The organism is Allobosea sp. GW823-FHT02B03, assembly GCF_058797755.1.
This window is the reverse complement of sequence record NZ_JBXAJY010000002.1, coordinates 15,386-36,663: the sequence shown is the minus strand read 5'-3', so window position 1 is coordinate 36,663 and position 21,278 is coordinate 15,386. Positions and strand designations below refer to the sequence as shown.

The window sequence follows — 21,278 nt, the reverse complement described above, 5'->3', positions numbered from 1 at the left end:
GAGCTGCCGGCCGGACCCGTTTCGACCCGGCCGGATCGGCTCAGAGCGCGTTGATCTTGTCGAGCATGCCCGGCGTCCAGCCCTTGGCGAGGTCGGATTCCAGGTACTTCTTCTGGGCGAAGTCGCGGAAGGCCTTGAGATCGGGCGTGTAGACCTCGAGCCCCTGCTTCTTGAAGAAGTCGGCGAGCTCGACCTCCTTGGCGAGGTGCTCCTTGGTGCTCCAGTCGATCGCGGCGTCGGCGGCGGCCTGGAAGGCGGCCTGCTTCTTGGCATCCATGCCGTCCCAGACGCGCTTGGTGACGCAGAGCAGGTCGAAGCCGACGAGATGCGAAGTCAGCACGATCTGCGAGGAGACCTCGTAGAACTTCATGTTCTGGACGTTGGGCAGCGGGTTGTCCTGGCCGTCGATCGCGCCGCTCTGCAGGCCTGTATAGACCTCGGCATAGGCCATCGGCGTCGGGTTGGCGCCAAGCGACTGGCCAAGGAACTGCCAGGCGTCGCCGCCAGGCATGCGCAGCTTGATGCCGGCCATGTCGGCGGGGGTGTTGATCTTCTTCTTCGGCTTCAGGCCGACCTGGCGGGCGCCGAAATAGGTCGGCCCGAGGATTTTGATGTTGAGCTTGTCCTCTGCCATCTTCTTGAGCTCGGCGCCGACCGGGCTGGCGAAGACCTTCTTGAGATGGTCGGCGTCGCGGAAGAGATAGGCGGAGGTGACGATCGACCAGGCCGGGATCTGGTTCGAGACGTCCTGTGGCGCGATGTTCCCCATTTCGAGGTTGTTGCGCTGCATCGCCACCAGCTCGGTGCCCTGCTTGAACAGGTTGCCGCCGTAATAGGGCTGGAGCGTGAAGTCCTCTTTGATGGCCTCGCCGAACTTCTTCATCATCTCGGCGCGGATGTCCTGCTCGGAGAACACCGCGGAGAAGCGCAGATTGGGCTTGCCCTGGGCCATGGCCGCGCCGGTGAAGCCAACCGTCGCCGCGGCGGCGCCGCCAGCGAGCAGAGCGCGCCTGTCGAGCTTGAATGTCATGCCGATCCCTCCTGCATGGCGACTTATGATGCCGCCTGTCGGGGCGCACTATCGCCACAGCTCGGCGCAGGCGCAACCTCGATTTTTAGTTTCGTATGATGTTTTTGATTTTGCCAGACGATTGTGCAATCTGCCGGGGCTGCGCTAGCATTGGCCGGCGGCACGGGGCGGGAGCCACGGCGCCGGCATGATCCGTTCACCCGCATCGAGGCCGTGAAGATGCTCAACATCGCCCCGCCGGACGCGTCTGTCGGAGAGCTGGCCTATCGCCGCATCCGCGCCGACATCATCTTCGGCAGGCTGGCGCCCGGGCAGAAGCTCAAGCTGGAGGTGCTGCGCGAGGGCTATGGCGCCAGCGTCAGCACCTTGCGCGAATTGCTGAATCGGCTCGCCTCGGAAGGCCTGATCGCGGCCGAGGGCCAGAAGGGCTTCATGGTCGCGCCGGTCTCCGCGACCAATCTGCGCGAACTCGCGGCGATGCGGCTGCTGCTGGAAGGGCATGCGCTGGCCCAGTCCTTCGAAGCCGGCGACATGGAATGGGAGGGGCGCGTCGTCGCGGCCCATCACAAGCTCGCCCAGATGGAAAAGCGCATGCTCGACAAGGACCGGGCCGATGCCGAGCTCTGGAAGCGCTATGACTGGGAGTTCCACCACGCGCTGATCTCGGCCTGCGGTTCGCAGGTGCTGCTCGATACGCATGCCGCGATCTACGACAAATATCTGCGCTACCAGATGGTCGCGGTGATCTTTCGCGGGCAGATCGCCGCCGAGGAGCACCAGATCCTGCTCGACTGCGCGCTGAAGCGCGATCAGGAGCGCGCCGCGGCCGTGCTCGATGTCCACGTCAATGCCTGCGTCGAGCACACGCTGGCGCTGGGGATGCTCGGCTAGGTTTCGACGGCCTGATCGTCGCCTGCGTTGTTCCTCCGTCGATCCGCGCCGTCATCCCGGACAAGCGGCTTCAGCCGCGCCGATCCGGGATCCATACCGGGGCATTTTTTCGGGAAGGCTCAGGCATGGGGCCCGGGTCTCCTCGGGTCGCCCGGGACGACTTCTGAAATCGGTCTGAGCGCTTCGCTTCAGCTCTCGGCCCGGCCATAGCGCTCAAGCATTTCGGCGCGCAGCGCGTCCTCGCCGATCGCCTCGCCGCCGCCGAGCCAGACCGAGGTGACCTTGCCCGCTCCGTCGCGGACGAGCCGCGCCGGCTCGCCCGGGCTGTGGAAGGCCGAGGCCTTGACGATGCGGCCGTGATCGGGAGCCTCGACCGTGATCTCCGGGGCATCGAGGAAGGGCGTGAACAGGGCGGGATTGGCGCAGAGCACCTTGCTCTCGCCCGGTACGAGATCGCCTGCTCCCCAGATCGTCCACCAGCGCCCGGCCCAGTCCCGCGTTACCTCGGAGGGGGCGCCGTGGCCGGAGAAGGTCTTGAGGATGTGGACGACGCCGTCGAGCCAGGGATGGGCGAGGCCGTCGATCGCATTGGTCAGCACCGAGACGGTCAGATCCTGCTCGGGCAGGATGACGGTGCGGGTGATGAAGCCCTGGAAGCCGCCGGAATGGCCGACCCAGTGCCAGTCGCCTTCGCCGCCGGAGATGGTGCCGAGCCCGTAATGCCGGCCGAGGTCGCTCTCGCTGTCCGGCCAGAGCCGGCGCGTCATCTCGCGCCGGCTGAGCGGCGAGAGGATGCTGGTCTCGGCATGCGGCGAGAGCTGCGCGAAGTAGCGGGCGACGTCGGCGGCGGTGGCGACGAAGCCGGCGGCCGCGGTCATTGCGTTGCCGGGATTGTCGGCGGGGATCATCACGCGCCGGCCCAGCGGCTGGGTGCCGCTATGGCCCTTGGCCATCGGGCCGGTCCACAGGCCGATATCGGGCTGCGTCTCGCTCAGGCCGGCAGGGGCGACGATCTCGCGCAGAATCCAGTCGGGATAGGCTTGGCCGGTCACCGCCTCGATCACCAACCCGGCGAGGGCGAAGCCGTGATTGGAGTATTTCAGGCGCTGCGCCGGCGGGTAGACCGGCGGCCGGGCGAGGTCGGCCAGCAATTCGTCGCGGCGGCGATAGGGACGACGATCGAAGAACTGGCTGGAATCGGCGCCGTCGCGAACGAGGCCGGCGCTGTTGGAGAGGAGCTGGGTGAGAGTGACCTTCGCGACGTCCTCGTGCAGGCCCGGCACATAGGCGCCGACCTCATCGTCGAGGCGCAGGCGGCCGGCTTCGGCGAGACGCAGCAGGCCGGCCGCGGTGAAGCTCTTCGAATGCGAGGCGATGCGGAAGCCATGGCGCGGCGTCAAGGCCTCGCCGCTGGAAAGATCGGCCTTGCCGAAGGCCGCCTCGAGCACGATCTTGCCGCCGCTGGCGACGGCTACGGCGCAGCCGGGCTGGTCGTGATGGCGACGCTGGAAGGCGAGCCAGCTCGCGATATAGTCCAGGGCGGGAGGCAACCAGGGTTTCATCGCAAGACCTATCCTTCGAGCCGGTTCAGCGGGAACATGTCACGCGCGGCGCCGTTGCGTCAGGTGCTCCGGCGGATGGGCCCATGCAGGTTGCGCTCGTCCGGGGGAGATGCCGTTTCGCTTGCTCTCGCCGGCCTCGCATGGCATCCGTCCGCCCAACGCAAAAGGATCGCCCACGTGGACAAGACCGAACTCGCCAAGCTCGAAGCCTATCTTCGCCGCACCTTCTCGAACCATCAGATCAGCGTGCGGGCGCGGATGAAGAAGACCGATTCCGCCGAGGTCTACCTCGCCGACGAGTTCATCGGCATCATCCACGTCGACGACGAGGATGGCGACCGTTCCTTCAACTTCACCATGGCGATCCTCGACGTCGATCTCGACGACTGAGGCTCCTAAGGCTCCGTGGAAACGCGATTTTCCGCTGAGCCAAGCTCGTCATTCCGGAGACGCGGCGAAGCCGTGCAGCGCCGGAAACCATCTTCGAACGCCGGAGTCCTGCGATGGATTCCGGCGTTTCGCTTTGCTCGAGCCGGAATGACGGCCTGCTGGTGCCGGGCGGTCCTAGCGCACCAGCCGGTCGACGGCGCGGCGGACGCCGCCGAGCATCAGTTCCCAATCGGCGATGATGGCGCGCGGGAAGCGGATGTTCACATCCATGCCGCGATGGCGGAAGGTCACGCGGCAAAGCTCGTCGAGCCCCGAGGCCGGCACCGCGATCGGGCAGCGCGCCGCAAAGCCGCGACCGTCGGGCACCGAGACGAACAGCTCGTCGCCCTGATAGGGCGAGCCCTTGCGGAAGCCGCGCACCACGAGCCCGCCCGGATTGGACCAGACCGTATTGGTCAGGAAGCGGGCATAGACCGAAAGCTGCGTCGCCGGCTCGTTGACCTTGTCCTGCGGGCTCAGGGTCACCAGCAGGCGGCTGCGCGTCTCCGACGTGACCGGGCCGAGGCTTGGCCAGTCCAGCCGCAGCCGCGCCATGCCGACGAGGCGCCCTTCCTCCGAATCCGCGCCGGTCAGGTTTTCGGGAATCGCCAGCACGGTGTCGCCGACGCGCGTCGCCTGAAGCTCGTGGCCGGTGTCGGCCGGCGTCCGCGTCGCCAGCAGGGCGAGGCCGGTTCCGGCAAGACCGAGGAAGAGCACGGCGGCGGCAAGGCGCAGCAGGGCCCGGTCGCCGCTCGGCAGCACGGGAGCCGGTCGACGCTGCAGACGGTTGCGGATCAGCGTCGCGACATCGGCGGCGCCGTGACCGGGGTAATGGCGTTCCGGGGTGGCGTGCAGGCTCATGATCAAAGCATCCGGGATGGCGGCCGCTGCGGCCTTGCCAAGACTGAATCAGAGCGCGCTTAACGGCGCGTAAACCATGTCGGCCGGGCGCGGGTCTGAGCGGGCAGGGACGTCATGGTTAACCAAAGGTTACGATCCTGCTTTCCGCTTTCGCGCGCTTGCGGCATGGTCGGGCATCGCCAGTAGCGTAAGGTCCGTGTCCCCGTGTCGCTCGAACCCGCAGCCGTCGAGGCGCTGAAATCGCTGTTCATCGGCTTCGCCTTCGCCGGGCTGCTGGCCAGCGCCTTCGAGCTGTTCACGCAGCGCCGCGCCGGCTTCGAGCTGCTCGAGACCGGCGGGGTGAGGGCAGTGGCGAGCGTACCGGTCGTGGTGTTCAGCGCGCCCTTCCTGATCCTGCGCAACACGGTGCGCGGCCGCCGCATCGAGGGCCGGCCCTTCTTCTTCGTGATGGCGGCGAGCATGGTCGCTTCGCTCTGGAGCCTGATCAGCGGGCGCGTGGTGCTCGACCTGCTTCTGTTGCTCGGCGCGGCTTGACGGCAGGGTCGCAGGGCCGGCATTCCTCCTCGCCAGTCAACGAGGAACATGCCGATGCCGCTCTACTCGCTCGATGGAACCGTGCCGGAAACCCCGGCGGAGGGGGAATGGTGGCTGGCGCCCGACGCCCATGTCATCGGCCGGGTCCGTCTCGGCCGCGATGTCGGAATCTGGTTCGGCTGCGTGCTGCGCGGCGACAATGAGTGGATCGAGATCGGCGAGCGCTCGAACATCCAGGAAGGCTGCATGCTGCACACCGATATGGGCTTCCCGCTCAGCATCGGCGCCGGCTGCACGATCGGCCATCGCGCCATCCTGCATGGCTGCACGATCGGCGAGAACAGCCTGGTCGGCATGGGCGCGACCATCCTCAACGGCGCCAAGATCGGCCGCAACTGCCTGGTCGGCGCCAATGCGCTGGTGACCGAGGGCAAGGAGTATCCCGACAATTCGCTGATCGTCGGCTCGCCAGCCCGGGCGCTGCGCTCGCTGGACGATGCCGCCGTAGAGGGGTTGCGCCGGGCCTCTGCGGGCTATGTCAAGAACTGGAGGCGCTTCGCCGCCGGCATGAAGCAGGTCGGCTGAAGGGCAGACACCCGCCAAAAACGAAGCGGGCCGGCCCCCGGGGAAGGGGCCGGCCCTAGACGTCGCCCGGTCGGGGACGGGTGGGTGGGGACGTGACCGGGCCGCGCCATCTTTCCGGCGGGGCCGGCGCCTCGAACGGGCCGCCGCCGCCGTCTTTCTCGACCTCGCCGGACCCTGGTCCCCGTCCGGCGCGGTTTGGTTCAGTTCAGCGCAGCGACGCCACGGTCGGCGTCGACAGGCCGCCAAGCGAAGTCCATCCGACACGGGCCTGGGATTCGCGCTTCACATAGGTGTAGCCGGTCTGGCTCCAGGGCAGGATCGCGTTGCGCTTGTTGTCGAGGATCAGGTCGCCGCGATCGGTGCGGATCATCAGCACGGCATGGCCGGCATTGTCCTCGTCGATCACCACGGTGACGCGCATGGCCCGGCGCGGAACGCCGGCCTCGGCGAGGCGCTTGCGCTTCAGGAGCACGTAATCCTCGCAGTCACCCTTGCCGTCGGTCGGGATGTCCCAGCGATCGACGACGCCCCAGTGATCCTGGTCGGTGACCGCCTCGATCTCGCGGTTGGCCTTGAGATTGGTCGCGACGATCGTCTTCCAGAGCTTCGGCGTCAGCTCGACCGTATCGTCTTCCTGGGTGTTCACGGCGCATTCCGAGGGGGTGCGCTTGCAGAAATCCGTCCAGGCGTAAGGCGCCCTCGCATCGCCGTTGGCGATGATCGGCGCGCTGGCGACCGGCAGCCCGGCGCTCTGCGACTGGGCCTGCGCCGCCGTCGCTGCCAATCCGATTGCAGCGGCGATCAAGCAGCTGCGATATCCCCGAACTTTCGAAAGCATGTCGTCCCCTTTCCTGTCCCGGGGATGACTTTGACTTGCGGCCATAGAGATCGCTTGAAGTGAAAGCGAGCAATTTTATCTAAATCGGCTTTTCTTCTGGCGGCGGATTTCAGTACAAACCAAGTATAAAACTCATTGTAATAATTTTGAGCGCTCGTGCAAGGATTTGTTAACCAGCCGCGGGAGGTCGGCGGCGCGAGGCCGGCACGGCGGAGGCGATCGAGATCTCAGGGGCAGAGGCGAGGCCGCCAGCCGTCGACCGCCGGAGTGCGGCCCGGCGAGGTCGCGCGCGTGGAACGCAAAACGTCCTGCCGGACGCGGCCTGGCGATCTGATGTTCTCTCGGTGGCGGGATTTGGAGCGATGCGGCGCGGCGGGCCGCGGCCGATCAGAGCTCGAGATTCTCGTCGAGCAGGTCGGCGGAGAGCGGCATGCGGAATTCGGCGGCGTAGCCGCCGTCGAAGCGCCGGACGATCTTGGCGGCCGTGTTGCCGAGGCGCACGGGTGCACCCATGGTGAACTGATGGTCGGAGGCGAAGGCTGCGCCGGAGAGCGAGAAGTCGATCACGCGCACGGAGTGCTCGGTGCCGTCCTCCAGCGTCACGACGCAGCGCGGATTGCGCGGCACGACGCGTTCATGGCGGCGATCCTCGGGCAGGCCGAGCTCGTCGCGGTTAGCGAGCCAGGTCAGCTGCGCCGTGAATTTCTCGCGCTTGCGGCTCGTCGCGGTGATCGTCATGGCGAAGCCGTCCGGGGTATTGCGGACAGCGTGGCCCTCAATGCGGCCGAGATGCTCGAGGTAGATGATGACGCGGTCGCCGGTCGCGGGCTTGGCCGGAGCGGTGACGTGCAGGCCGCCGGGAGAAATATCCGTGGTCTGGCAGGGATATTCCATGCGGTTCGGCAGCATGTAGCGGCCGAGCAGCACGACCTTCATGCGCTGATGACGCCTGCGTTCGACAGGCGCGGCCGCTCTCCTCTGATTGTTCGGCGCGGTCAGCATGAGGGATTCCGGTTCTTAACCGGAGTTACCCTAGAGGGTCGCTGGTTAAGAGTTGGTTAGCCTTTTCAGGCACGCCCGCCGGGCAGCAGCATCAGTTTCGGCCGCTTGTCGGCAATAGGCGCCTCGACATGGCGGGGCGACGGGGTGCCCGGCCAGATCATCCTGAGCGAGATCATCCGCATCGAATCCAGCGTGTCGAGGCCGAGCCATTCCGGCGTCACCGCCGGGGAGAGGGCGCCCAGCACGCGGGCATGGGTGCGGCCGCGATAGCGCAGCGGCAGCAGCAGCAGTTCAAGATGCACGCTCGCGCCGCCGATGGTCTCGGCAGAGAGGCCGGCGACCGCGCCTGCGGTCTCGTCCATCACGGTCTGGACCAGGCGACGCATCTCGCCTTGAGTCTCGACATCCGGCCAGAGCGCGGCGAAGGCCCGCCCACGCTGCTCGCGCCCGAACAGGGCGCAGAGCCTGGTGCCGGCGAGCCGGAAGACCGGACCGATCGGCTCGTTCTCCAGAACGAAGGTATCCGCCAGCGCGTGGCGCAGGGCGCCGGGCTCGATCTCGCCGCGCTCCGGGGCGTTGCGCTCGCCGCGCAGCTCGTCCCAATAGTTAAAAACCAGGCGGGTGCTCGGGTTCTTCATAGCATTGTCCAGTCGGGTCCTGCGTCCTCCGATTTGTGCGGGTTACGTCCCAAATCGGGGCGCATCCGTACGAATCAGAGACGTTTGAGTCCTTGGCTGAGCGAGGGACGCAGAGTGCGTGCCGTCTGGCCATCGTAGCGTGGCGAGATCGGCCGGTGGGGGTCTGTTAGGGTTAATAAAGCGTTAGGATTGTGGATAACCGTGTAAAATGCGATCTATCTTGCATGCGGAATTCGCCGTCGCGCGGTGCGTGTCGGCATCCGGCTGACGGGGTGGCGTGGGGACGCGACCGGCCAGGGGGCAGGAAAGGGGAGGGCTCGCGCTCTCCCCTTTTCCTTTGCCGACCTTTCCGATTGCCTGGAGCCCGCGCTTGAGCCAGTGAAGGGCCCGATGTCCGTGAACCCAGACGACCGTCTTCGGCCCCCTCCGAGCGAGCCCATCCTCAACCTGCCGGCCGCCGTGGTCTGGCTGATCGCGGCGCTCGTTCTGGTGCAGGGCGCTCGCGAGCTGCTCAGCGCCTATGACGACTTCGTCGTGATGTCCTGGCTCGCCTTCGTACCGGCGCGGCTGACATTGTGGCTCTCGCCGGAGCGTCTCGACGAACTCGCCCAGTCACTCGGCACCGCCGGCAGCGTCGAGTTCGGCCAGCGCCTGCAACTGGTGCGGCTGCTGCTCGCCGATGGCGGCGCGCATCTGTGGACCCTGCTGACCTACGGGCTGCTCCATGGCTCCTGGCTGCACCTGATCTCGAACGTCGTCTGGCTCGCCGCCTTCGGCAGCCCGGTGGCGCGCCGGCTCGGCACCGGCCGCTTCCTCAACCTGATCGCGCTTTCGACCATCGCCGGCGCGCTGCTGCACTGGTGGTCGCGCGAGCTCGACGTGCTGCCGCTGGTCGGCATCTCGGCCGGCGTCTCCGGGGCGACGGCGGCGGCGATCCGCTTCGTCTTCTCGCCCGGCGTGCATTTCGGCGGGCTCGGCCATGACGAGGCGGTGCGGGCGATCCCGGCCGAGCCGCTCGGCAGCCTGTGGCGCAATTCGCGGGCACTCCTGTTCATCGTGATCTGGTTCGTCACCAACATCCTGTTCGGTGCCGGGCTGGTGCCGATCCTCGGCGAGGAGACAAGCATCGCCTGGGAGGCGCATATCGGCGGCTTCGTGGCCGGATTGCTGCTCTTCCCCTTGCTCGACCGCGGGCCGGTCCGCCGACGCTGAGTCCTGCAACCCCTGCGGGTGTGCGCAGGACCGCCTTGCCGTCGCCGCAGAGTTCGCTCACATTCGAACCGATCCAGCGTAGCGCCGGATCGCAGATGGGGGCGACCTGTCGGCTGGCGGCGTTGCAGTGGTTCCAGTGGCCTGTGCGCGCCCTTTGTGGCGCCTATCGTCGGAGGAATACTCGATGAACGTCGCTCACATCCTCGGAAACAAGGGTCACGAAGTCGTCTCGCTCCAGCCTCATCGCACGCTGGGCGAAGCTGCCGGCACGCTCGCCGAAAAGCGCATCGGCGCCGTGGTGGTGACCGGGGCCGATGGCAGCCTGCTCGGCATCCTCTCCGAGCGCGACATCATCCGGGCGATCGGGGCCAGCGGCGCCGAGGCGCTGGCGAGCCCGGTCTCGCGCGCCATGACCGCCAAGGTGGTGACCTGCCGGCGCGAGACCAGCATCGACGAGCTGATGGAGATCATGACCTCGGGCCGCTTCCGGCATGTGCCGGTGATGGAGGAGGGTCGCGTCGCAGGAATCGTCTCGATCGGCGACGTGGTCAAGCACCGGGTGGCCGAGATCGAGGCCGAGAGCAAGGCGATGCGCGACTATATCGCGATGGCCTGAGGGGCGCGGCTCCCCTTCTGATCGAAGGCTCCTGATCGCTGCCGCCGTGGGTCGTCCCGGGCGACCGTAGGGAGACACGGGCCCCATGCCCGAGCTTTGATCGGAAAGGCTCCGGAATGGATCCCGGATCTCCGCTTCGCTGCGTCCGGGATGACAGTGAGACAGCGCCTTGGCTGTGAAGCCTCAGGACAGCGGCACCCGGTTCGCCGCGATCACGGCGGCGATCTCGTCGAGCGCGCGCTCGGTCGCCTGGCGCCCGAGCGCGATCGCCTCCTCGGCGCGGTGAAAGTCGAACAGGCCGACGCGGCCGAGCTTGGGACCGATCATCACATCGGGCGGGTCGCCGGCGAGGCGCGAGCGCGAGATCCGGTCCTGGGTGATGTTGAAGGCGTCGATCATCACGCCGGCGAGTCCGGGCTGGTCGTTGTTGCGGCCGACGAAGCCGCGCACCCGTTCCTTCATGCCACCGAACCAGCCGGAGACCGGCGGCGGCTGCTCGGGATCGAAGGTCTCCGGGTCCGGGTCGGCGCCATGCGACTGGATCACGGTGCCGCGCCCGCCCATGTCGGTGTTCAGGTTGACGCAGAGCACGACATCGGCGCCGAGCGCGCGCGCCGCCGAGACGGGCACGGGATTGACCAGCGCGCCGTCCATCAGCCAGCGGCCGCCGAGCTTGACCGGGTCGAATACGCCGGGAAGGGCGTAGGAGGCACGCAGGGCGTCGACCAGCGAGCCGCGCGTCAGCCAGATTTCGTGGCCGGTGCCGAGCTCAGTCGCGATGGCCGCGAATTTCTGCGGAAGATCGGCGATCTGGATTCCGGAGAGATCGCGCTCGAGGAGCCGCTTCAGCCTGCCGCCGCCGATCAGGCCGGCGCCGCCGATATGGAAATCCATCAGGCCGACGACGCGCCTTTTGGTCAGGCCGAGGGCGAATTCGGTGAGCTCATCGAGCTTGCCGGCGGAAAAGCAGCCGCCGACGACCGCGCCGATCGAGGTGCCGGCGATCACATCCGGCGCGTATCCGGCTTCAGCGAGCGCCCCGATCACGCCGATATGGGCCCAGCCGCGCGCCGCGCCGCCGCCGAGCGCCAGTCCGATCCGCGGCCGGCCATAGCGCAGCCCGGGTTCGATGGTGAGATCGTTCATCGCAGCTCCACCGCCGCCCAAACCGAAAGCACGCCTGGCGATGTTCTCCAGTATCATCGGCACGGTCCTCCGTGGAGGTTCCAGAATCGTGCCAGCCGATGAGCGCAAGGTGAACGGCGCCGAAGATCACAGCGGCTATCGCCCGCTTTTGAAATAAATATGAAAGCTTGGTTTAAGGATTGCCAATACCCAGCCTCAGGCGAAGGCCAGGGGCGCGCCGGCTTCATGGCGCAGGGGCACCGAGCGATAGAAGCAGCTGCGCCGGTGGGTGTGGCAGCAGCCGCCGTCGCCACCGACATTGACCTTGATCCAGAGCGCGTCCTGATCGCAGTCGACGCGCATCTCGACGATGGTCTGGACCTGGCCCGAGGTGTCGCCCTTGTGCCAGAGCTCGCCGCGCGAGCGCGACCAGTACCAAGCCTCGCCGGTCTCGATGCTGCGCTTCAGCGACTCGGCGTTCATATGGGCGACCATCAGCAATTCGCCGGTCTTCGCATCGGTCGCGATGCAGGTGAGGAGGCCGTCGCGGTCGAATTTCGGCGCGAGCACGGCGCCTTCCTCGATCTCCCGCTTGTCGGAAAGGCTGGGGTAGGCGGTCATGCTGGGTTCCTGGGTGGGCTGGCTCTGTCGCGGTCGCCGTCATTCCGGGCGAGCCGCGCAGCGGCTACGATCCGGAATCCATCAAAGGGCGGCGGCACTCTACGATGGATTCCGGGACTGCGCTGCGCTTGACCGGAATGACGGGAGGTCAAAGCCCTGGGGACTTCACCATGGTGAAGAAGCGGACCTGTTCCGCCGCGTCGCGGAAGCGGCCGGTATACTGCGTCGTCAGGGTCGAGGAGCCCTGCTTCTGCACGCCGCGCATCGACATGCACATGTGCTCAGCCTCGACGAGAACGGCGACGCCATGCGGCTTCAGCGACGTCTCGATCGCATGGGCGATCTGGGCGGTCATCGTCTCCTGCGTCTGAAGGCGCCTTGCGAAGACATCGACCACGCGGGCGAGCTTCGACAGGCCGACGACGCCGCCATTCGGGTAGTAGCCGACATGGACCTTGCCGACGAAGGGCACCATGTGGTGCTCGCAATGCGAATGGAACGGGATGTCGCGGACCAGGACCATGTCCTGGTAGCCGTCGACCTCCTCGAAGACCCGGTCGAGAATAGCGCCGGCATCCTCCTGATAGCCGCGGTAGAGCTCGCGATAGGCCTTGGCGACGCGGGCCGGGGTCTCGAGCAGCCCTTCCCGCGACGGATCGTCGCCCGCCCAGAGAATCAGGGTGCGGACCGCATCCTCCGCCTGGGCCTGCGTCGGCTGCTTGATGATGAACTTGCCTGCGGAGGGGCTGATCGCCCGCTCTACGGACAAGGACTTAACCACATTGTCCATGTGGAGCCTCCCGTTACGGTTTTGCCGGCCTGCTCATGCGGGCCGGCGTGACAGACAAGTTCGCCCTGCTCGTCCAATAGACCGGACGCCCTCCCGGAAAGAGCGCCGGCACTCTATATTGGGTGCGAAAGCCGGCAACTCCAGACCCGGCCGGGGCGGCCGATGCTGAACGAAGTCTATAACAAGCGTATCCTGGAATTGGCAGGAAACATTCCGCTGCTCGAGCGGCTTCCGGAACCGGACGCGACCGCGACGGCCCATTCGCGCCTGTGCGGCTCGACGGTGACGGTCGATCTCACCATGGCCGGCGACGTCGTCACCGGCTTCGGCCACGATGTCCGCGCCTGCGCGCTCGGGCAGGCCTCATCCTCGATCATGGCCCGGCATGTCGTCGGCTCGACGGCGGCGGAGCTGCGCGAGATCCGCGAGCGGGCGCGGGCGATCCTGAAGGAGAATGCCGAGCCGCCGGACGGCAAATGGGGCGACCTTGCCGTGCTGGTGCCGGTGCGCGAGTTCAAGGCCCGCCATGCCTCGACCATGCTGACCTTCGACGCGGTGGTCGACGCGATCGGCCAGATCGAGGCGAAGCGGCGCGAGATGGCGGCGGGTTGAGCCGGCTATTTCAGGCCGAAGGCGAGGCGGATCTCCGGCAGCGTCTCATTGTAGCGCACGCGGAAGGTCGGGTCGGCGAGCAGGGCCTTGCCGACGACGCGGCCGATCTTGTCGCCGGCCTCGAGGTCGCTGCGGAAATGGAAACCGCAGACGAGCCGGCTCTCATTATAGGATTTGACCCGCGCCTCGAACTTGTCGGCGAGCTCGGGCACCGCTTCCGAGAGCAGGGTCGCATAGAGGGCGGCGGTCGCGGCATGAGCCGAGGGGAAGGAGGTGCCGCTCGGGCGCCCGCCCGGGCAGGGCTTGATGCGGACCTTGCTCCACATCAGGAAGGGGCGGGTGCGGTTGGTCAGGCGGTTGACGCTCTTCAGGAGGATGCTGAGCTCGATCTGCGCCTCGCGCATCAGGAGCCGCACCTCGCGGTGGGTGTTCTCGACATAGGCGTGGTCGATGCCGTTCAGGAACGCGTTGAGTGTCTGGTACTGGTCGGCGATGGCCGCCTTCTCGCGCTCCGGCGTGCGGGCGGCGGCGATGGCCTGGACCTCTTCGAACTCGGCCTTGGCTTCGGGGCTGTTCTGGCCCGGCGGCAGGCCGATCACCTTGGCGACGTCGATTTTGGCGGCGTCGAGCCAGATCAGGTAAGGTCGCTGCTGGGCTTGCGCCGGTGCGGCCGCGGCCAGGGCAAGCATCAGCCCGGAGAGGGCGAGGGTGTTTGCGAAGGAGCGAGCGCGCATCATGACCACTATTACGGAAGGCGGAATCGGGTGACGGTGAAGCCGCTTGAGGCAAGCCATGTCATACTTGCCTAAACATGCTGAAAAAAGCCTTTCATGGCGACGCATGATTGCGCGAGCCCCGAGGCGAGGCGCGCACCTGCTGATCCGGGGCTACCAGCTCAGCCTTTCCATGCTGGTCGGGCGGGGTTGCCGGCACTGGCCGAGCTGCTCGAGCTATACCGACGAGGCGATCCAGCGCCACGGGCTCTGGGCCGGCGGCTGGGTCGGTTTTGCGCGGATTTGCCGCTGCACGCCGCTCGGCACCTCCGGCATCGACCTGGTCTGCGAGGAGCTGCCGCCCCAGGGCGCCTGGTACAAGCCCTGGGCCTATGGCCGCTGGCGCGGAGTGAATGCGCCACCAGTCGAAACCGCCGAAGACGGCGATCAGTTGCCGCGCCGCTGAGTCTTTGCGATCTGCAGCGTCGCCACGCAGTCGGCGGAGAAGGTGGCCTGCTTTGCCCTGAAGCAGGCGGCGAGGCGGCCGCCTCCCGGCTGGACGCCCTGGCAGTGCTTCTGGAAATCGGCTGCACAGGCGTCCCGGATCGCCTTGCGAGCCGGGGCCTGGGCGAAGGCCGAGCTCGGCGCCAGCATGGCGAGGGCGAGAAGCAGGACGAGGCTACTGGGCATGGCGCGGGTTCCGGTTTGGCGGGGCCGCGATGCTGGGCGAGCCTGCTTTGCCGCGACCTGACCGGAATGTGACGAAACGGACAGCTTGGGCAGGAAAAGCCATTCGGCGATTGCCTGCCTTCTCCCGCTCGTATAGGCGAGGCCGGCGCGCGCCGATCCGGCTGCCGGCCGCGCCCCTCAAAGGCAGCCGGCCTTGACTTACGGGGCTCGTATCCCCGAGTGAGCAGGAGCGCGATCGATGACGATCTCCCTGACTTTTCCTGACGGCGCCAAGCGCGAATTCCCCTCCGGCATCACCGGCAAGGAGCTCGCCGGTGGCATTTCCCCCTCGCTGCTGAAGCGCACCGTCGCCATGGCGCTCGACGGCACGATCGTCGATCTCGCCGATCCGATCACCGCCGATGCCAGGATCGAGTTCCTGACCCGCGAGGATCCGCGCTCGCTGGAGCTGATCCGGCATGATTGCGCCCACGTCCTCGCCGAGGCGGTGCAGGAGCTCTATCCCGGCACGCAGGTCACCATCGGCCCGGTGATCGAGAACGGCTTCTATTACGACTTCTTCCGCAACGAGCCGTTCACGCCGGAGGATTTCGCGCCGATCGAGAAGAAGATGCGCGAGATCATCGCGCGCGACAAACCCTTCACCAAGGAAGAGTGGAGCCGCGACCGGGCGAAGCAGTTCTTCCGCGACAAGGGCGAGGCCTTCAAGGTCGAGCTGGTCGACGCGATTCCGGAAGACCAGACGCTGAAGATGTACGCGCAGGGCGACTGGATCGACCTCTGCCGCGGCCCGCACATGACTTCGGTCGGCAAGGTCGGCAACGCCTTCAAGCTGATGAAGGTGGCCGGTGCCTATTGGCGCGGCGACTCGAAGAATCCGATGCTGACCCGCCTCTACGGCACGGCCTTCGCCAAGCAGGAAGACCTCGACGCCCATCTCAAGCAGATCGAGGAGGCCGAGAAGCGCGACCACCGCCGCATCGGCCGCGAGATGGACCTGTTCCACTTCCAGGAGGAGGGGCCGGGCGTCGTCTTCTGGCACTCCAAGGGCTGGCGGCTGTTCCAGGAGGTGCTGACCTATATGCGCCGGCGCCTCGCCGTCGACTATGAGGAGGTCAACGCCCCGCAGGTGCTCGACAAGTCGCTCTGGGAGACCTCGGGGCACTGGGGCTGGTACCAGGACAACATGTTCGCGGTGAAGTCGGCCTCGGCCTTCGAGAACCCGACCGACCAGGAGCGCGACCACAAGGTCTTCGCCCTGAAGCCGATGAACTGCCCGGGCCATGTCCAGATCTTCAAGCACGGGCTGAAGAGCTATCGCGACCTGCCGATCCGGCTTGCCGAGTTCGGCAATGTCCATCGCTACGAGCCGTCGGGCGCGCTGCACGGGCTGATGCGCGTGCGCGGCTTCACCCAGGACGACGCGCACATCTTCTGCACCGAGGAGCAGCTCGCTGCCGAGTGCATGAAGATCAACGACCTGATCCTCTCGGTCTACGAGGATTTCGGCTTCACCGAGGAGCTGGTGATCAAGCTCTCGACCCGGCCGGAGAAGCGTGTCGGCTCCGACGCGGTCTGGGACCACGCCGAAGACGTGATGACCAGGGTGCTGGAGACGATCGCGAAGCAGTCCGGCAACCGGATCAAGACCGAGATCAATCCGGGCGAGGGCGCCTTCTACGGGCCGAAGTTCGAATATGTCCTGCGCGACGCCATCGGCCGCGACTGGCAGTGCGGCACGACGCAGGTCGACTTCAACCTGCCGGAGCGCTTCGGCGCCTTCTATATCGGCTCGGACGGCGAGAAGAAGCAGCCGGTGATGGTCCACCGCGCCATCTGCGGCTCGCTGGAGCGCTTCGTCGGCATCCTGATCGAGCACCATGCCGGGCATTTCCCGCTCTGGCTGGCGCCCGAACAGATCGTCGTCGCGCCGATCACCTCGGACGCCGACGCCTATGGCGAGGACGTCACCATGGCGCTGCTCTCGGCCGGCCTGCGCGCCCGCGCCGACCTGCGCAACGAGAAGATCAGCTACAAGGTGCGCGAGCACTCGCTGGCCAAGGTCCCGGTGATCCTCGCCGTCGGCAAGCGCGAGGCCGAGGAGAAGACGGTGACCGTGCGTCGCCTCGGCAGCCAGGCCCAGACGGTGATGAGCCTCGAGGCCGTGATCGCGGCGCTGACCGAAGAGGCGACGCCGCCGGATCTCGCGCGCATCAAGAAGGCGCGGGCGGGCTGAAGCCAACCGCTTGATCGTTGTCGGCCTTCTCCCCTTGCGGGAGAAGGTGCCGGCAGGCGGATGAGGGGTCGCGCGTCGCTTGCAAGCGGGCCGTGGCGATCTCGCATCCGGATGGGGCGGCGCGACCCCTCATCCGCCCCTTCGGGGCACCTTCTCCCGCAAGGGGAGAAGGGAAGAGCCCGCGCGCTTGGCGCTCCATGCGACCGCCCTCGCCAAACCACCTCTGACCGTGCCAAATGGCTGGCGATGCTGACAGGTTCCTATCGCAAGCGGCTCGATGCCGATCTGATCCGCTGGGTGGGCGAAGGCCTGGTCAGCGCCGAGAGTGCCGCCACGATCCGCCGTTCGCTGGCGCAGGAGGGCGGTGGCTTCCGGCTTCCTGCCTTGCTCGGCCTGTTCGGCGGCCTGTTGATCGCCGCCAGCGTCTCCGCCTTCGTCGCGGCGAACTGGGAGGAGATGCCGCGGCTGGTGAAGCTCGGCCTCATCCTTTTCGGTCTCGCGGGTTCGTTCGCCGTCGCCGCCCGGCTGGAGAGCCGCGGCTCGACCGGCGGGGCCGATGCGGCCGCGACCTGTGGCACGCTGATCTTCGCGGCCGGCGTCGCGCTGGTCGGGCAGATGTACCATCTGCCGACCGACTGGCCGGGCGGCGCCCTGCTGATCGCCATCGGCGCGCTGGTCGCCGCCTTCCTGCTGCGCTCGAACGGCGCGCTGGTCATCGCCCTGGTCGCGATCTGCGCCTGGGCCGGCGGCCGCTGGTTCGAAGGCGACGGCCAGGTCCATTTCGGCTTCTGGCTCGCCTTCCTGCCAGCCTTGTGGCTGGCCTGGACGCGGCAGAACCGGCTCGTCCACCATGCCGCCGTGCTTGCGGCGCTGCTCTGGTTCGCCTCGCTGCCCGGAAGCTCCAGCTTCATCCTCTTCGATTACGGCCTGCTCGCCTATGGGCTCGCGCTCTCCGTGTTGTTCGTCACGCTCGGCGCCTTCGCGCTCGACCGGGGCGGGCCGGGCCTTTTGACCGCCTGCCTGCCCTGGGGGCTGATCGGCCTTCTGGTCACGCTCAATGTCGAGCTGGTGCGCATCCTCGATGCGCATGAGGCGCGGCCGGGCACGGCGATCTCGCTCAACTACTTCGCCTATGCGCTCGCGGTCCCGGCGCTGACGGGGCTTGCGCTGCTCGGGCGCGAACGGCGCTTCGTCTGGCCGCTTTCGCTGGCGCTGCTGCTTTCGCTGATGGTGCCGGTGGTGTTCTGGAGCGGCAGTGTCGTCGCGCTCCTCGGCAAGATCGCGATCGCGACGCTGATCCTGGTGATCGCCATCGCGCTCGTGCTCGCGGGGGCCGGCGGCGGGGTGCGCCGGCTGACCATCGCCGGCTCCGGGCTGTTCGCCGTCGCCGTGCTGATCCTGCTCTGGCAGACGATCGGCACGCTGCTCGACCAGTCGCTGTTCTTCCTCGCCGCCGGCGCGATCCTGATCGGGCTCGCCAGTGGCGCGCGCCGGCTGCTCGCCAAATTCGCCAAGCCGACGGAGGCGATGCCGTGATCCGCCTTCCTGCCGCAGACCAGCTCGTCGGCCGCGCGCCTGTGCTCTGGCGGGCGCTCGCCGCGATCCTGATCCTCGGCGGCCTGATCCTGCTGCTGGTCGAATCGCGGGCCCGCATCCTGCGTTCGGGCACCGAGGTCCGGCTGGCGACCGCGCCGGTCGACCCGCGCGATCTGTTCCGCGGCGACTATGTCATCCTGAACTACAAGATCAGCACGCTCGACCCGGCGGCGCTCGACGGCGAGAAGGCGCTGACGCGCAACCAGATCGTCTATGTCCGCCTGGCGCCTGGCGCCGACGGTTTCGCCGAGGCGAAGGGCATCTATCTTGCCAAGCCGGCGCTGGTTCCGGGCGAGAGCGTGATCGAAGGCCGCGTCACCTCGACCGGAAGCTGCCTCGCCCGCGCCGATGGCGAACCGGACTGCAATCTCGGCACCCGCGCCATCCGCGTCGCCTACGGGCTCGAAAGCTATTTCGTGCCGCAGGGCGCGGGGCTCGCGATCGAGCGCACCGATCGCAAGCGAATCGAGATCATCGCCGCGGTCGCTCCCTCGGGCCAGGCTGCGATCAAGCGCCTGCTGATCGACGGCAAGCTGGTTCACGCCGAGCCGCCATACTGACAGCGCGCCGGAACGCTCCGGCGGCCCCTGCGTTCATCTCCCCAAGCACAGTGTTGTGAACGCCGCCGGCGGAGCCTTGGCGGTGACACAATGTTAAGATGAACGTCAGATGAACGAGGCGCTGACGGCCTCCCGATTCAGCCTGTGACGGAGCGGTGTTGACGTGAGCGGTTTCTGGCGCCTGATGCTGTTCGGAAAGGGGCCGCGCGAAGCAGCTCTGCCCGGGCGCGATCTGCGCATCGACGCCATTCGCGGCCTGATCCTGCTGATCATTTTCGTCAATCACATGCCGGGCAACGTCGTCTCGGGATGGATGCCGTATAATTACGGCTTCTCCGACGCCGCCGATATTTTCGTGCTGCTCGCCGGCGTCTCGGCCGCCTTCGCCTATGGCCGTCTGATCGACCAGCGCGGCATGCTCGTCGGCTCGCTCAAGGTCGGCGCCCGGATCTGGACGCTCTATATCGCGCATCTGGCGCTGTTCGTGCTGGTCTGCGGCATCATCGCGACCGCGATCGTGCGCACACAGAACTCGCTCTACATGGAAGCGATCAACATCCAGCCCTTCTTCAGCGACACGCCGGCTGCGGTGATCAACGCGCTCGGGCTGACCTACCAGCCCTATTATCTCGACATCCTGCCGCTCTACATCGTGCTGCTGGCGCTGTTCCCGCTGATCTATGTCGCGGCGCGCACGAGCCCGCTGCCGACCGTGATCTTCTCGCTGGCGATCTGGCAGGTCGCGACGCATTTCGGCCTGAACCTGCCGAACCATCCGGGCGAGGCCGGCTGGTTCTTCAATCCCTTCGCCTGGCAGGTGATCTTCGTTCTCGGCGTCGTGCTCGGCCGGCTGGCGCTGGTGGGCGCGACGGTGCCGCGGCTCGTCGTGCTCGACCTCCTGGCGGTTGGCGTGCTGGTTTTCGCCGCGGCGGTGAAGCTTTCCACCAGCAACTTTCTCGCCGGCGTCCCGGTGCTCGGCGAGTGGGTCGACGGACTGCAGATCGGCATCGACAAGACCAACCTCGCGGTGGTGCGGGTCGTCCACCTGCTGGCGCTGGCCTGGCTGGTGCTGCGCTATCTGCGGCCGGGCGCGGCGCTGCTGCGCAGCCGGATCGGCGGCGGGCTCGCCGTGATCGGGCGCCATTCCCTCGAAGTCTTCTGCGCCGGCATCGTGCTCGCCATCGCCGGACAGATCATCCTGGCCGAGACCTCCTTCGTCCTGTGGGTACAATTGCTTGTAAACTTCGCAGGGATTACGATCCTGGCCGGGCTAGGAATGTTTCTGTCGTGGTACAAGACGCTTACGGCTCGCGCCGCCGGCGCCCCTCGCGAGCAGCCTGTCGCGGCCTGATCGCCGCCGCCTTCGCACTTGCCTTCGCGCCGGTGCTCGCGGCGCCGAAGCCGCTTGCCCCGGCGAATGATGCGCGCTGCCGGGCCGGCGCCAGCCAGCACCCGTTCGCACCCGTCCTGCCCGCGGCGAAGCGGGCCCTGACCGAGACCAACCAGCTCGTCATCGTCGCTCTGGGATCCTCGACCACCGCCGGCTCCGGCGCGAGCGAGGCCAACAACAGCTATCCGGCCGTGCTGGAGGCGGAACTGCGCCGGCGCCTGCCGGGCCGCGAGATCAAGGTGATCAACAAGGGCGTCGGCGGCCAGTCGGCCTATGACATGCTGCTGCGCATGGAGAGCGACGTCATCGCCGAAAAGCCCTCGCTGGTGATCTGGCAGACGGCGGTGAACGATGCGATCCGCGATATCGGCGAGGAGAAGCTGGCGAAGATCCTGAAGAAGGGCATCCGCCAGGTGCAGGGCGCCGGGATCGACCTCGTGCTGATGGACCTGCAATGGCTGCCGCGCGAGGGCCGTTATCCGAAATACGACGATTACCGCGCGGTGCTGGCCAAGACGGCGGCCGAGAACAATGTCGCGGTCTTCCCGCGCTACGGCATGATGCGGACCTGGTCGCGCAGCAAGCAGTTCACGCCAGAGGAGCTGGTCGGCATGGATGGCGACCTGCATCTCGTCGATGCCGGCTATCGCTGCCTCGCCGTCCGTTTGGCGGACGGGATCGCGGCGGCCCTGACCGGGATGCGGCCGGACGGCAAGCCGACCAATTGAGGCCGCGGCGAGCCCGCGA

24 protein-coding genes are annotated in these 21,278 nt (G+C 67.3%); 13 read left to right on the top strand and 11 right to left on the bottom strand.

Annotated features, from left to right (window positions below; all coding sequences use genetic code 11):
- Positions 1 to 40 precede the first annotated feature (40 nt).
- Entirely contained in the window at positions 41 to 1,030 is a 990-nt protein-coding gene (gene dctP, locus AC1REK_RS04940; RefSeq protein WP_316016966.1) for a TRAP transporter substrate-binding protein DctP, read from the bottom strand.
- 219 nt (positions 1,031 to 1,249) lie between these two features.
- On the opposite strand from dctP, the gene AC1REK_RS04935 reads away from it, so the two are divergent.
- Positions 1,250 to 1,921: a GntR family transcriptional regulator gene (locus AC1REK_RS04935; RefSeq protein WP_327524078.1), complete on the top strand. Its 672-nt coding sequence runs from the start codon at positions 1,250 to 1,252 to the stop codon at positions 1,919 to 1,921.
- A gap of 188 nt (positions 1,922 to 2,109) precedes the next feature.
- On the opposite strand, the gene AC1REK_RS04930 is transcribed toward AC1REK_RS04935, so the two are convergent.
- Entirely contained in the window at positions 2,110 to 3,483 is a 1,374-nt protein-coding gene (locus AC1REK_RS04930; protein WP_492270471.1) for a serine hydrolase domain-containing protein, read from the bottom strand.
- A gap of 177 nt (positions 3,484 to 3,660) precedes the next feature.
- On the opposite strand from AC1REK_RS04930, the gene AC1REK_RS04925 reads away from it, so the two are divergent.
- Positions 3,661 to 3,873 carry a DUF3126 family protein gene (locus AC1REK_RS04925; protein ID WP_066469761.1) on the top strand — a complete coding sequence of 71 codons (213 nt, stop codon included), beginning with the start codon at positions 3,661 to 3,663 and terminating at the stop codon, positions 3,871 to 3,873.
- 174 nt (positions 3,874 to 4,047) lie between these two features.
- Here the strand turns inward: AC1REK_RS04925 and AC1REK_RS04920 are convergent, their stop codons facing one another.
- Positions 4,048 to 4,773, bottom strand: coding sequence for a hypothetical protein (locus tag AC1REK_RS04920; RefSeq protein WP_492270472.1), 726 nt, complete (start codon positions 4,771 to 4,773; stop codon positions 4,048 to 4,050).
- A gap of 204 nt (positions 4,774 to 4,977) precedes the next feature.
- On the opposite strand from AC1REK_RS04920, the gene AC1REK_RS04915 reads away from it, so the two are divergent.
- Both AC1REK_RS04915 and AC1REK_RS04910 read left to right on the top strand, forming a co-directional pair.
- The gene (locus tag AC1REK_RS04915; RefSeq protein ID WP_492270473.1) at positions 4,978 to 5,307 is read left to right on the top strand and encodes a DUF6949 family protein; all 330 of its coding nucleotides are present in this window, start codon (positions 4,978 to 4,980) and stop codon (positions 5,305 to 5,307) included.
- A 54-nt stretch (positions 5,308 to 5,361) separates the two neighbouring features.
- Positions 5,362 to 5,892, top strand: a complete 531-nt coding sequence (locus AC1REK_RS04910; RefSeq protein ID WP_316016961.1) for a gamma carbonic anhydrase family protein — start codon at positions 5,362 to 5,364, stop codon at positions 5,890 to 5,892.
- A 205-nt stretch (positions 5,893 to 6,097) separates the two neighbouring features.
- Here the strand turns inward: AC1REK_RS04910 and AC1REK_RS04905 are convergent, their stop codons facing one another.
- The 3 genes from AC1REK_RS04905 to AC1REK_RS04895 form a co-directional block, all read right to left on the bottom strand.
- Positions 6,098 to 6,697 carry a transglutaminase-like cysteine peptidase gene (locus AC1REK_RS04905; protein ID WP_492270474.1) on the bottom strand — a complete coding sequence of 200 codons (600 nt, stop codon included), beginning with the start codon at positions 6,695 to 6,697 and terminating at the stop codon, positions 6,098 to 6,100.
- Positions 6,698 to 7,117: 420 nt separating this feature from the next.
- Positions 7,118 to 7,732, bottom strand: a complete 615-nt coding sequence (locus tag AC1REK_RS04900; RefSeq protein WP_316019726.1) for a PilZ domain-containing protein — start codon at positions 7,730 to 7,732, stop codon at positions 7,118 to 7,120.
- 65 nt (positions 7,733 to 7,797) lie between these two features.
- The gene (locus AC1REK_RS04895; protein WP_492270475.1) at positions 7,798 to 8,370 is read right to left on the bottom strand and encodes a PAS domain-containing protein; all 573 of its coding nucleotides are present in this window, start codon (positions 8,368 to 8,370) and stop codon (positions 7,798 to 7,800) included.
- Between the two features lie 390 nt (positions 8,371 to 8,760).
- Here AC1REK_RS04895 and AC1REK_RS04890 point away from each other — a divergent pair, with 390 nt between their 5' ends.
- Both AC1REK_RS04890 and AC1REK_RS04885 read left to right on the top strand, forming a co-directional pair.
- The gene (locus tag AC1REK_RS04890) at positions 8,761 to 9,582 is read left to right on the top strand and encodes a rhomboid family intramembrane serine protease (RefSeq protein WP_492270476.1); all 822 of its coding nucleotides are present in this window, start codon (positions 8,761 to 8,763) and stop codon (positions 9,580 to 9,582) included.
- A 184-nt stretch (positions 9,583 to 9,766) separates the two neighbouring features.
- Positions 9,767 to 10,198 carry a CBS domain-containing protein gene (locus tag AC1REK_RS04885; RefSeq protein ID WP_316019723.1) on the top strand — a complete coding sequence of 144 codons (432 nt, stop codon included), beginning with the start codon at positions 9,767 to 9,769 and terminating at the stop codon, positions 10,196 to 10,198.
- A gap of 183 nt (positions 10,199 to 10,381) precedes the next feature.
- On the opposite strand, the gene AC1REK_RS04880 is transcribed toward AC1REK_RS04885, so the two are convergent.
- From AC1REK_RS04880 to folE, 3 genes are all read right to left on the bottom strand, one after another.
- A complete protein-coding gene (locus AC1REK_RS04880) occupies positions 10,382 to 11,344 on the bottom strand; it encodes a patatin-like phospholipase family protein (protein ID WP_492270477.1) in 963 nt (320 codons plus the stop codon).
- Positions 11,345 to 11,539: 195 nt separating this feature from the next.
- Positions 11,540 to 11,944 (bottom strand): phosphoribosyl-AMP cyclohydrolase, encoded by a 405-nt coding sequence (hisI, locus tag AC1REK_RS04875; protein ID WP_492270478.1) that lies wholly within the window; start codon positions 11,942 to 11,944, stop codon positions 11,540 to 11,542.
- 148 nt (positions 11,945 to 12,092) lie between these two features.
- Positions 12,093 to 12,734, bottom strand: coding sequence for a GTP cyclohydrolase I FolE (gene folE, locus AC1REK_RS04870; RefSeq protein ID WP_492270479.1), 642 nt, complete (start codon positions 12,732 to 12,734; stop codon positions 12,093 to 12,095).
- Positions 12,735 to 12,896: 162 nt separating this feature from the next.
- On the opposite strand from folE, the gene AC1REK_RS04865 reads away from it, so the two are divergent.
- Entirely contained in the window at positions 12,897 to 13,346 is a 450-nt protein-coding gene (locus AC1REK_RS04865; protein ID WP_316019719.1) for an iron-sulfur cluster assembly scaffold protein, read from the top strand.
- A 5-nt stretch (positions 13,347 to 13,351) separates the two neighbouring features.
- Here AC1REK_RS04865 and AC1REK_RS04860 read toward each other — a convergent pair whose 3' ends face one another.
- Positions 13,352 to 14,083 carry a phosphatase PAP2 family protein gene (locus AC1REK_RS04860; protein ID WP_327524087.1) on the bottom strand — a complete coding sequence of 244 codons (732 nt, stop codon included), beginning with the start codon at positions 14,081 to 14,083 and terminating at the stop codon, positions 13,352 to 13,354.
- A gap of 103 nt (positions 14,084 to 14,186) precedes the next feature.
- Here AC1REK_RS04860 and yidD point away from each other — a divergent pair, with 103 nt between their 5' ends.
- Positions 14,187 to 14,525, top strand: coding sequence for a membrane protein insertion efficiency factor YidD (gene yidD, locus AC1REK_RS04855; RefSeq protein ID WP_492270480.1), 339 nt, complete (start codon positions 14,187 to 14,189; stop codon positions 14,523 to 14,525).
- Here yidD and AC1REK_RS04850 read toward each other — a convergent pair.
- Positions 14,507 to 14,749: a cysteine rich repeat-containing protein gene (locus AC1REK_RS04850; protein WP_492270481.1), complete on the bottom strand. Its 243-nt coding sequence runs from the start codon at positions 14,747 to 14,749 to the stop codon at positions 14,507 to 14,509. The two genes, yidD and AC1REK_RS04850, sit on opposite strands and share 19 nt — an antisense overlap.
- Before the next feature lie 238 nt (positions 14,750 to 14,987).
- Between AC1REK_RS04850 and thrS the strand changes: the two genes are divergently transcribed.
- The 5 genes from thrS to AC1REK_RS04825 all read left to right on the top strand — a co-directional run bounded on the left by thrS (position 14,988) and on the right by AC1REK_RS04825 (position 21,259).
- Positions 14,988 to 16,985 carry a threonine--tRNA ligase gene (thrS, locus tag AC1REK_RS04845; RefSeq protein ID WP_492270482.1) on the top strand — a complete coding sequence of 666 codons (1,998 nt, stop codon included), beginning with the start codon at positions 14,988 to 14,990 and terminating at the stop codon, positions 16,983 to 16,985.
- 246 nt (positions 16,986 to 17,231) lie between these two features.
- Positions 17,232 to 18,521, top strand: coding sequence for a DUF2157 domain-containing protein (locus AC1REK_RS04840; RefSeq protein WP_492270483.1), 1,290 nt, complete (start codon positions 17,232 to 17,234; stop codon positions 18,519 to 18,521).
- On the top strand, positions 18,518 to 19,141 hold the full coding sequence (locus AC1REK_RS04835; RefSeq protein ID WP_492270484.1) for a GDYXXLXY domain-containing protein: 624 nt from the start codon (positions 18,518 to 18,520) through the stop codon (positions 19,139 to 19,141). The genes AC1REK_RS04840 and AC1REK_RS04835 overlap by 4 nt, the downstream gene beginning before the upstream one ends.
- 163 nt (positions 19,142 to 19,304) lie before the next feature.
- On the top strand, positions 19,305 to 20,492 hold the full coding sequence (locus tag AC1REK_RS04830) for an OpgC family protein (protein WP_327523234.1): 1,188 nt from the start codon (positions 19,305 to 19,307) through the stop codon (positions 20,490 to 20,492).
- A complete protein-coding gene (locus AC1REK_RS04825; protein WP_492270485.1) occupies positions 20,429 to 21,259 on the top strand; it encodes an SGNH/GDSL hydrolase family protein in 831 nt (276 codons plus the stop codon). Before AC1REK_RS04830 ends, AC1REK_RS04825 begins: the two co-directional genes overlap by 64 nt.
- The last annotated feature ends 19 nt before the right edge of the window (positions 21,260 to 21,278 follow it).

What these genes read in the sequence shown, in the direction of transcription:
- AC1REK_RS04865 (WP_316019719.1), top strand. Translation starts at nt 12,897, where the DNA reads ATGCTGAACGAAGTCTATAACAAGCGTATCCTGGAATTGGCAGGAAAC.
- AC1REK_RS04900 (WP_316019726.1), bottom strand. Translation starts at nt 7,732, where the DNA reads ATGCTGACCGCGCCGAACAATCAGAGGAGAGCGGCCGCGCCTGTCGAA.
- AC1REK_RS04935 (WP_327524078.1), top strand. Translation starts at nt 1,250, where the DNA reads ATGCTCAACATCGCCCCGCCGGACGCGTCTGTCGGAGAGCTGGCCTAT.
- yidD (WP_492270480.1), top strand. Translation starts at nt 14,187, where the DNA reads ATGATTGCGCGAGCCCCGAGGCGAGGCGCGCACCTGCTGATCCGGGGC.
- AC1REK_RS04850 (WP_492270481.1), bottom strand. Translation starts at nt 14,749, where the DNA reads ATGCCCAGTAGCCTCGTCCTGCTTCTCGCCCTCGCCATGCTGGCGCCG.
- thrS (WP_492270482.1), top strand. Translation starts at nt 14,988, where the DNA reads ATGACGATCTCCCTGACTTTTCCTGACGGCGCCAAGCGCGAATTCCCC.
- dctP (WP_316016966.1), bottom strand. Translation starts at nt 1,030, where the DNA reads ATGACATTCAAGCTCGACAGGCGCGCTCTGCTCGCTGGCGGCGCCGCC.
- AC1REK_RS04895 (WP_492270475.1), bottom strand. Translation starts at nt 8,370, where the DNA reads ATGAAGAACCCGAGCACCCGCCTGGTTTTTAACTATTGGGACGAGCTG.
- hisI (WP_492270478.1), bottom strand. Translation starts at nt 11,944, where the DNA reads ATGACCGCCTACCCCAGCCTTTCCGACAAGCGGGAGATCGAGGAAGGC.
- AC1REK_RS04920 (WP_492270472.1), bottom strand. Translation starts at nt 4,773, where the DNA reads ATGAGCCTGCACGCCACCCCGGAACGCCATTACCCCGGTCACGGCGCC.
- AC1REK_RS04885 (WP_316019723.1), top strand. Translation starts at nt 9,767, where the DNA reads ATGAACGTCGCTCACATCCTCGGAAACAAGGGTCACGAAGTCGTCTCG.
- AC1REK_RS04930 (WP_492270471.1), bottom strand. Translation starts at nt 3,483, where the DNA reads ATGAAACCCTGGTTGCCTCCCGCCCTGGACTATATCGCGAGCTGGCTC.
- AC1REK_RS04860 (WP_327524087.1), bottom strand. Translation starts at nt 14,083, where the DNA reads ATGATGCGCGCTCGCTCCTTCGCAAACACCCTCGCCCTCTCCGGGCTG.
- AC1REK_RS04880 (WP_492270477.1), bottom strand. Translation starts at nt 11,344, where the DNA reads ATGAACGATCTCACCATCGAACCCGGGCTGCGCTATGGCCGGCCGCGG.
- AC1REK_RS04840 (WP_492270483.1), top strand. Translation starts at nt 17,232, where the DNA reads ATGCTGACAGGTTCCTATCGCAAGCGGCTCGATGCCGATCTGATCCGC.
- AC1REK_RS04910 (WP_316016961.1), top strand. Translation starts at nt 5,362, where the DNA reads ATGCCGCTCTACTCGCTCGATGGAACCGTGCCGGAAACCCCGGCGGAG.
- AC1REK_RS04890 (WP_492270476.1), top strand. Translation starts at nt 8,761, where the DNA reads ATGTCCGTGAACCCAGACGACCGTCTTCGGCCCCCTCCGAGCGAGCCC.
- folE (WP_492270479.1), bottom strand. Translation starts at nt 12,734, where the DNA reads ATGGACAATGTGGTTAAGTCCTTGTCCGTAGAGCGGGCGATCAGCCCC.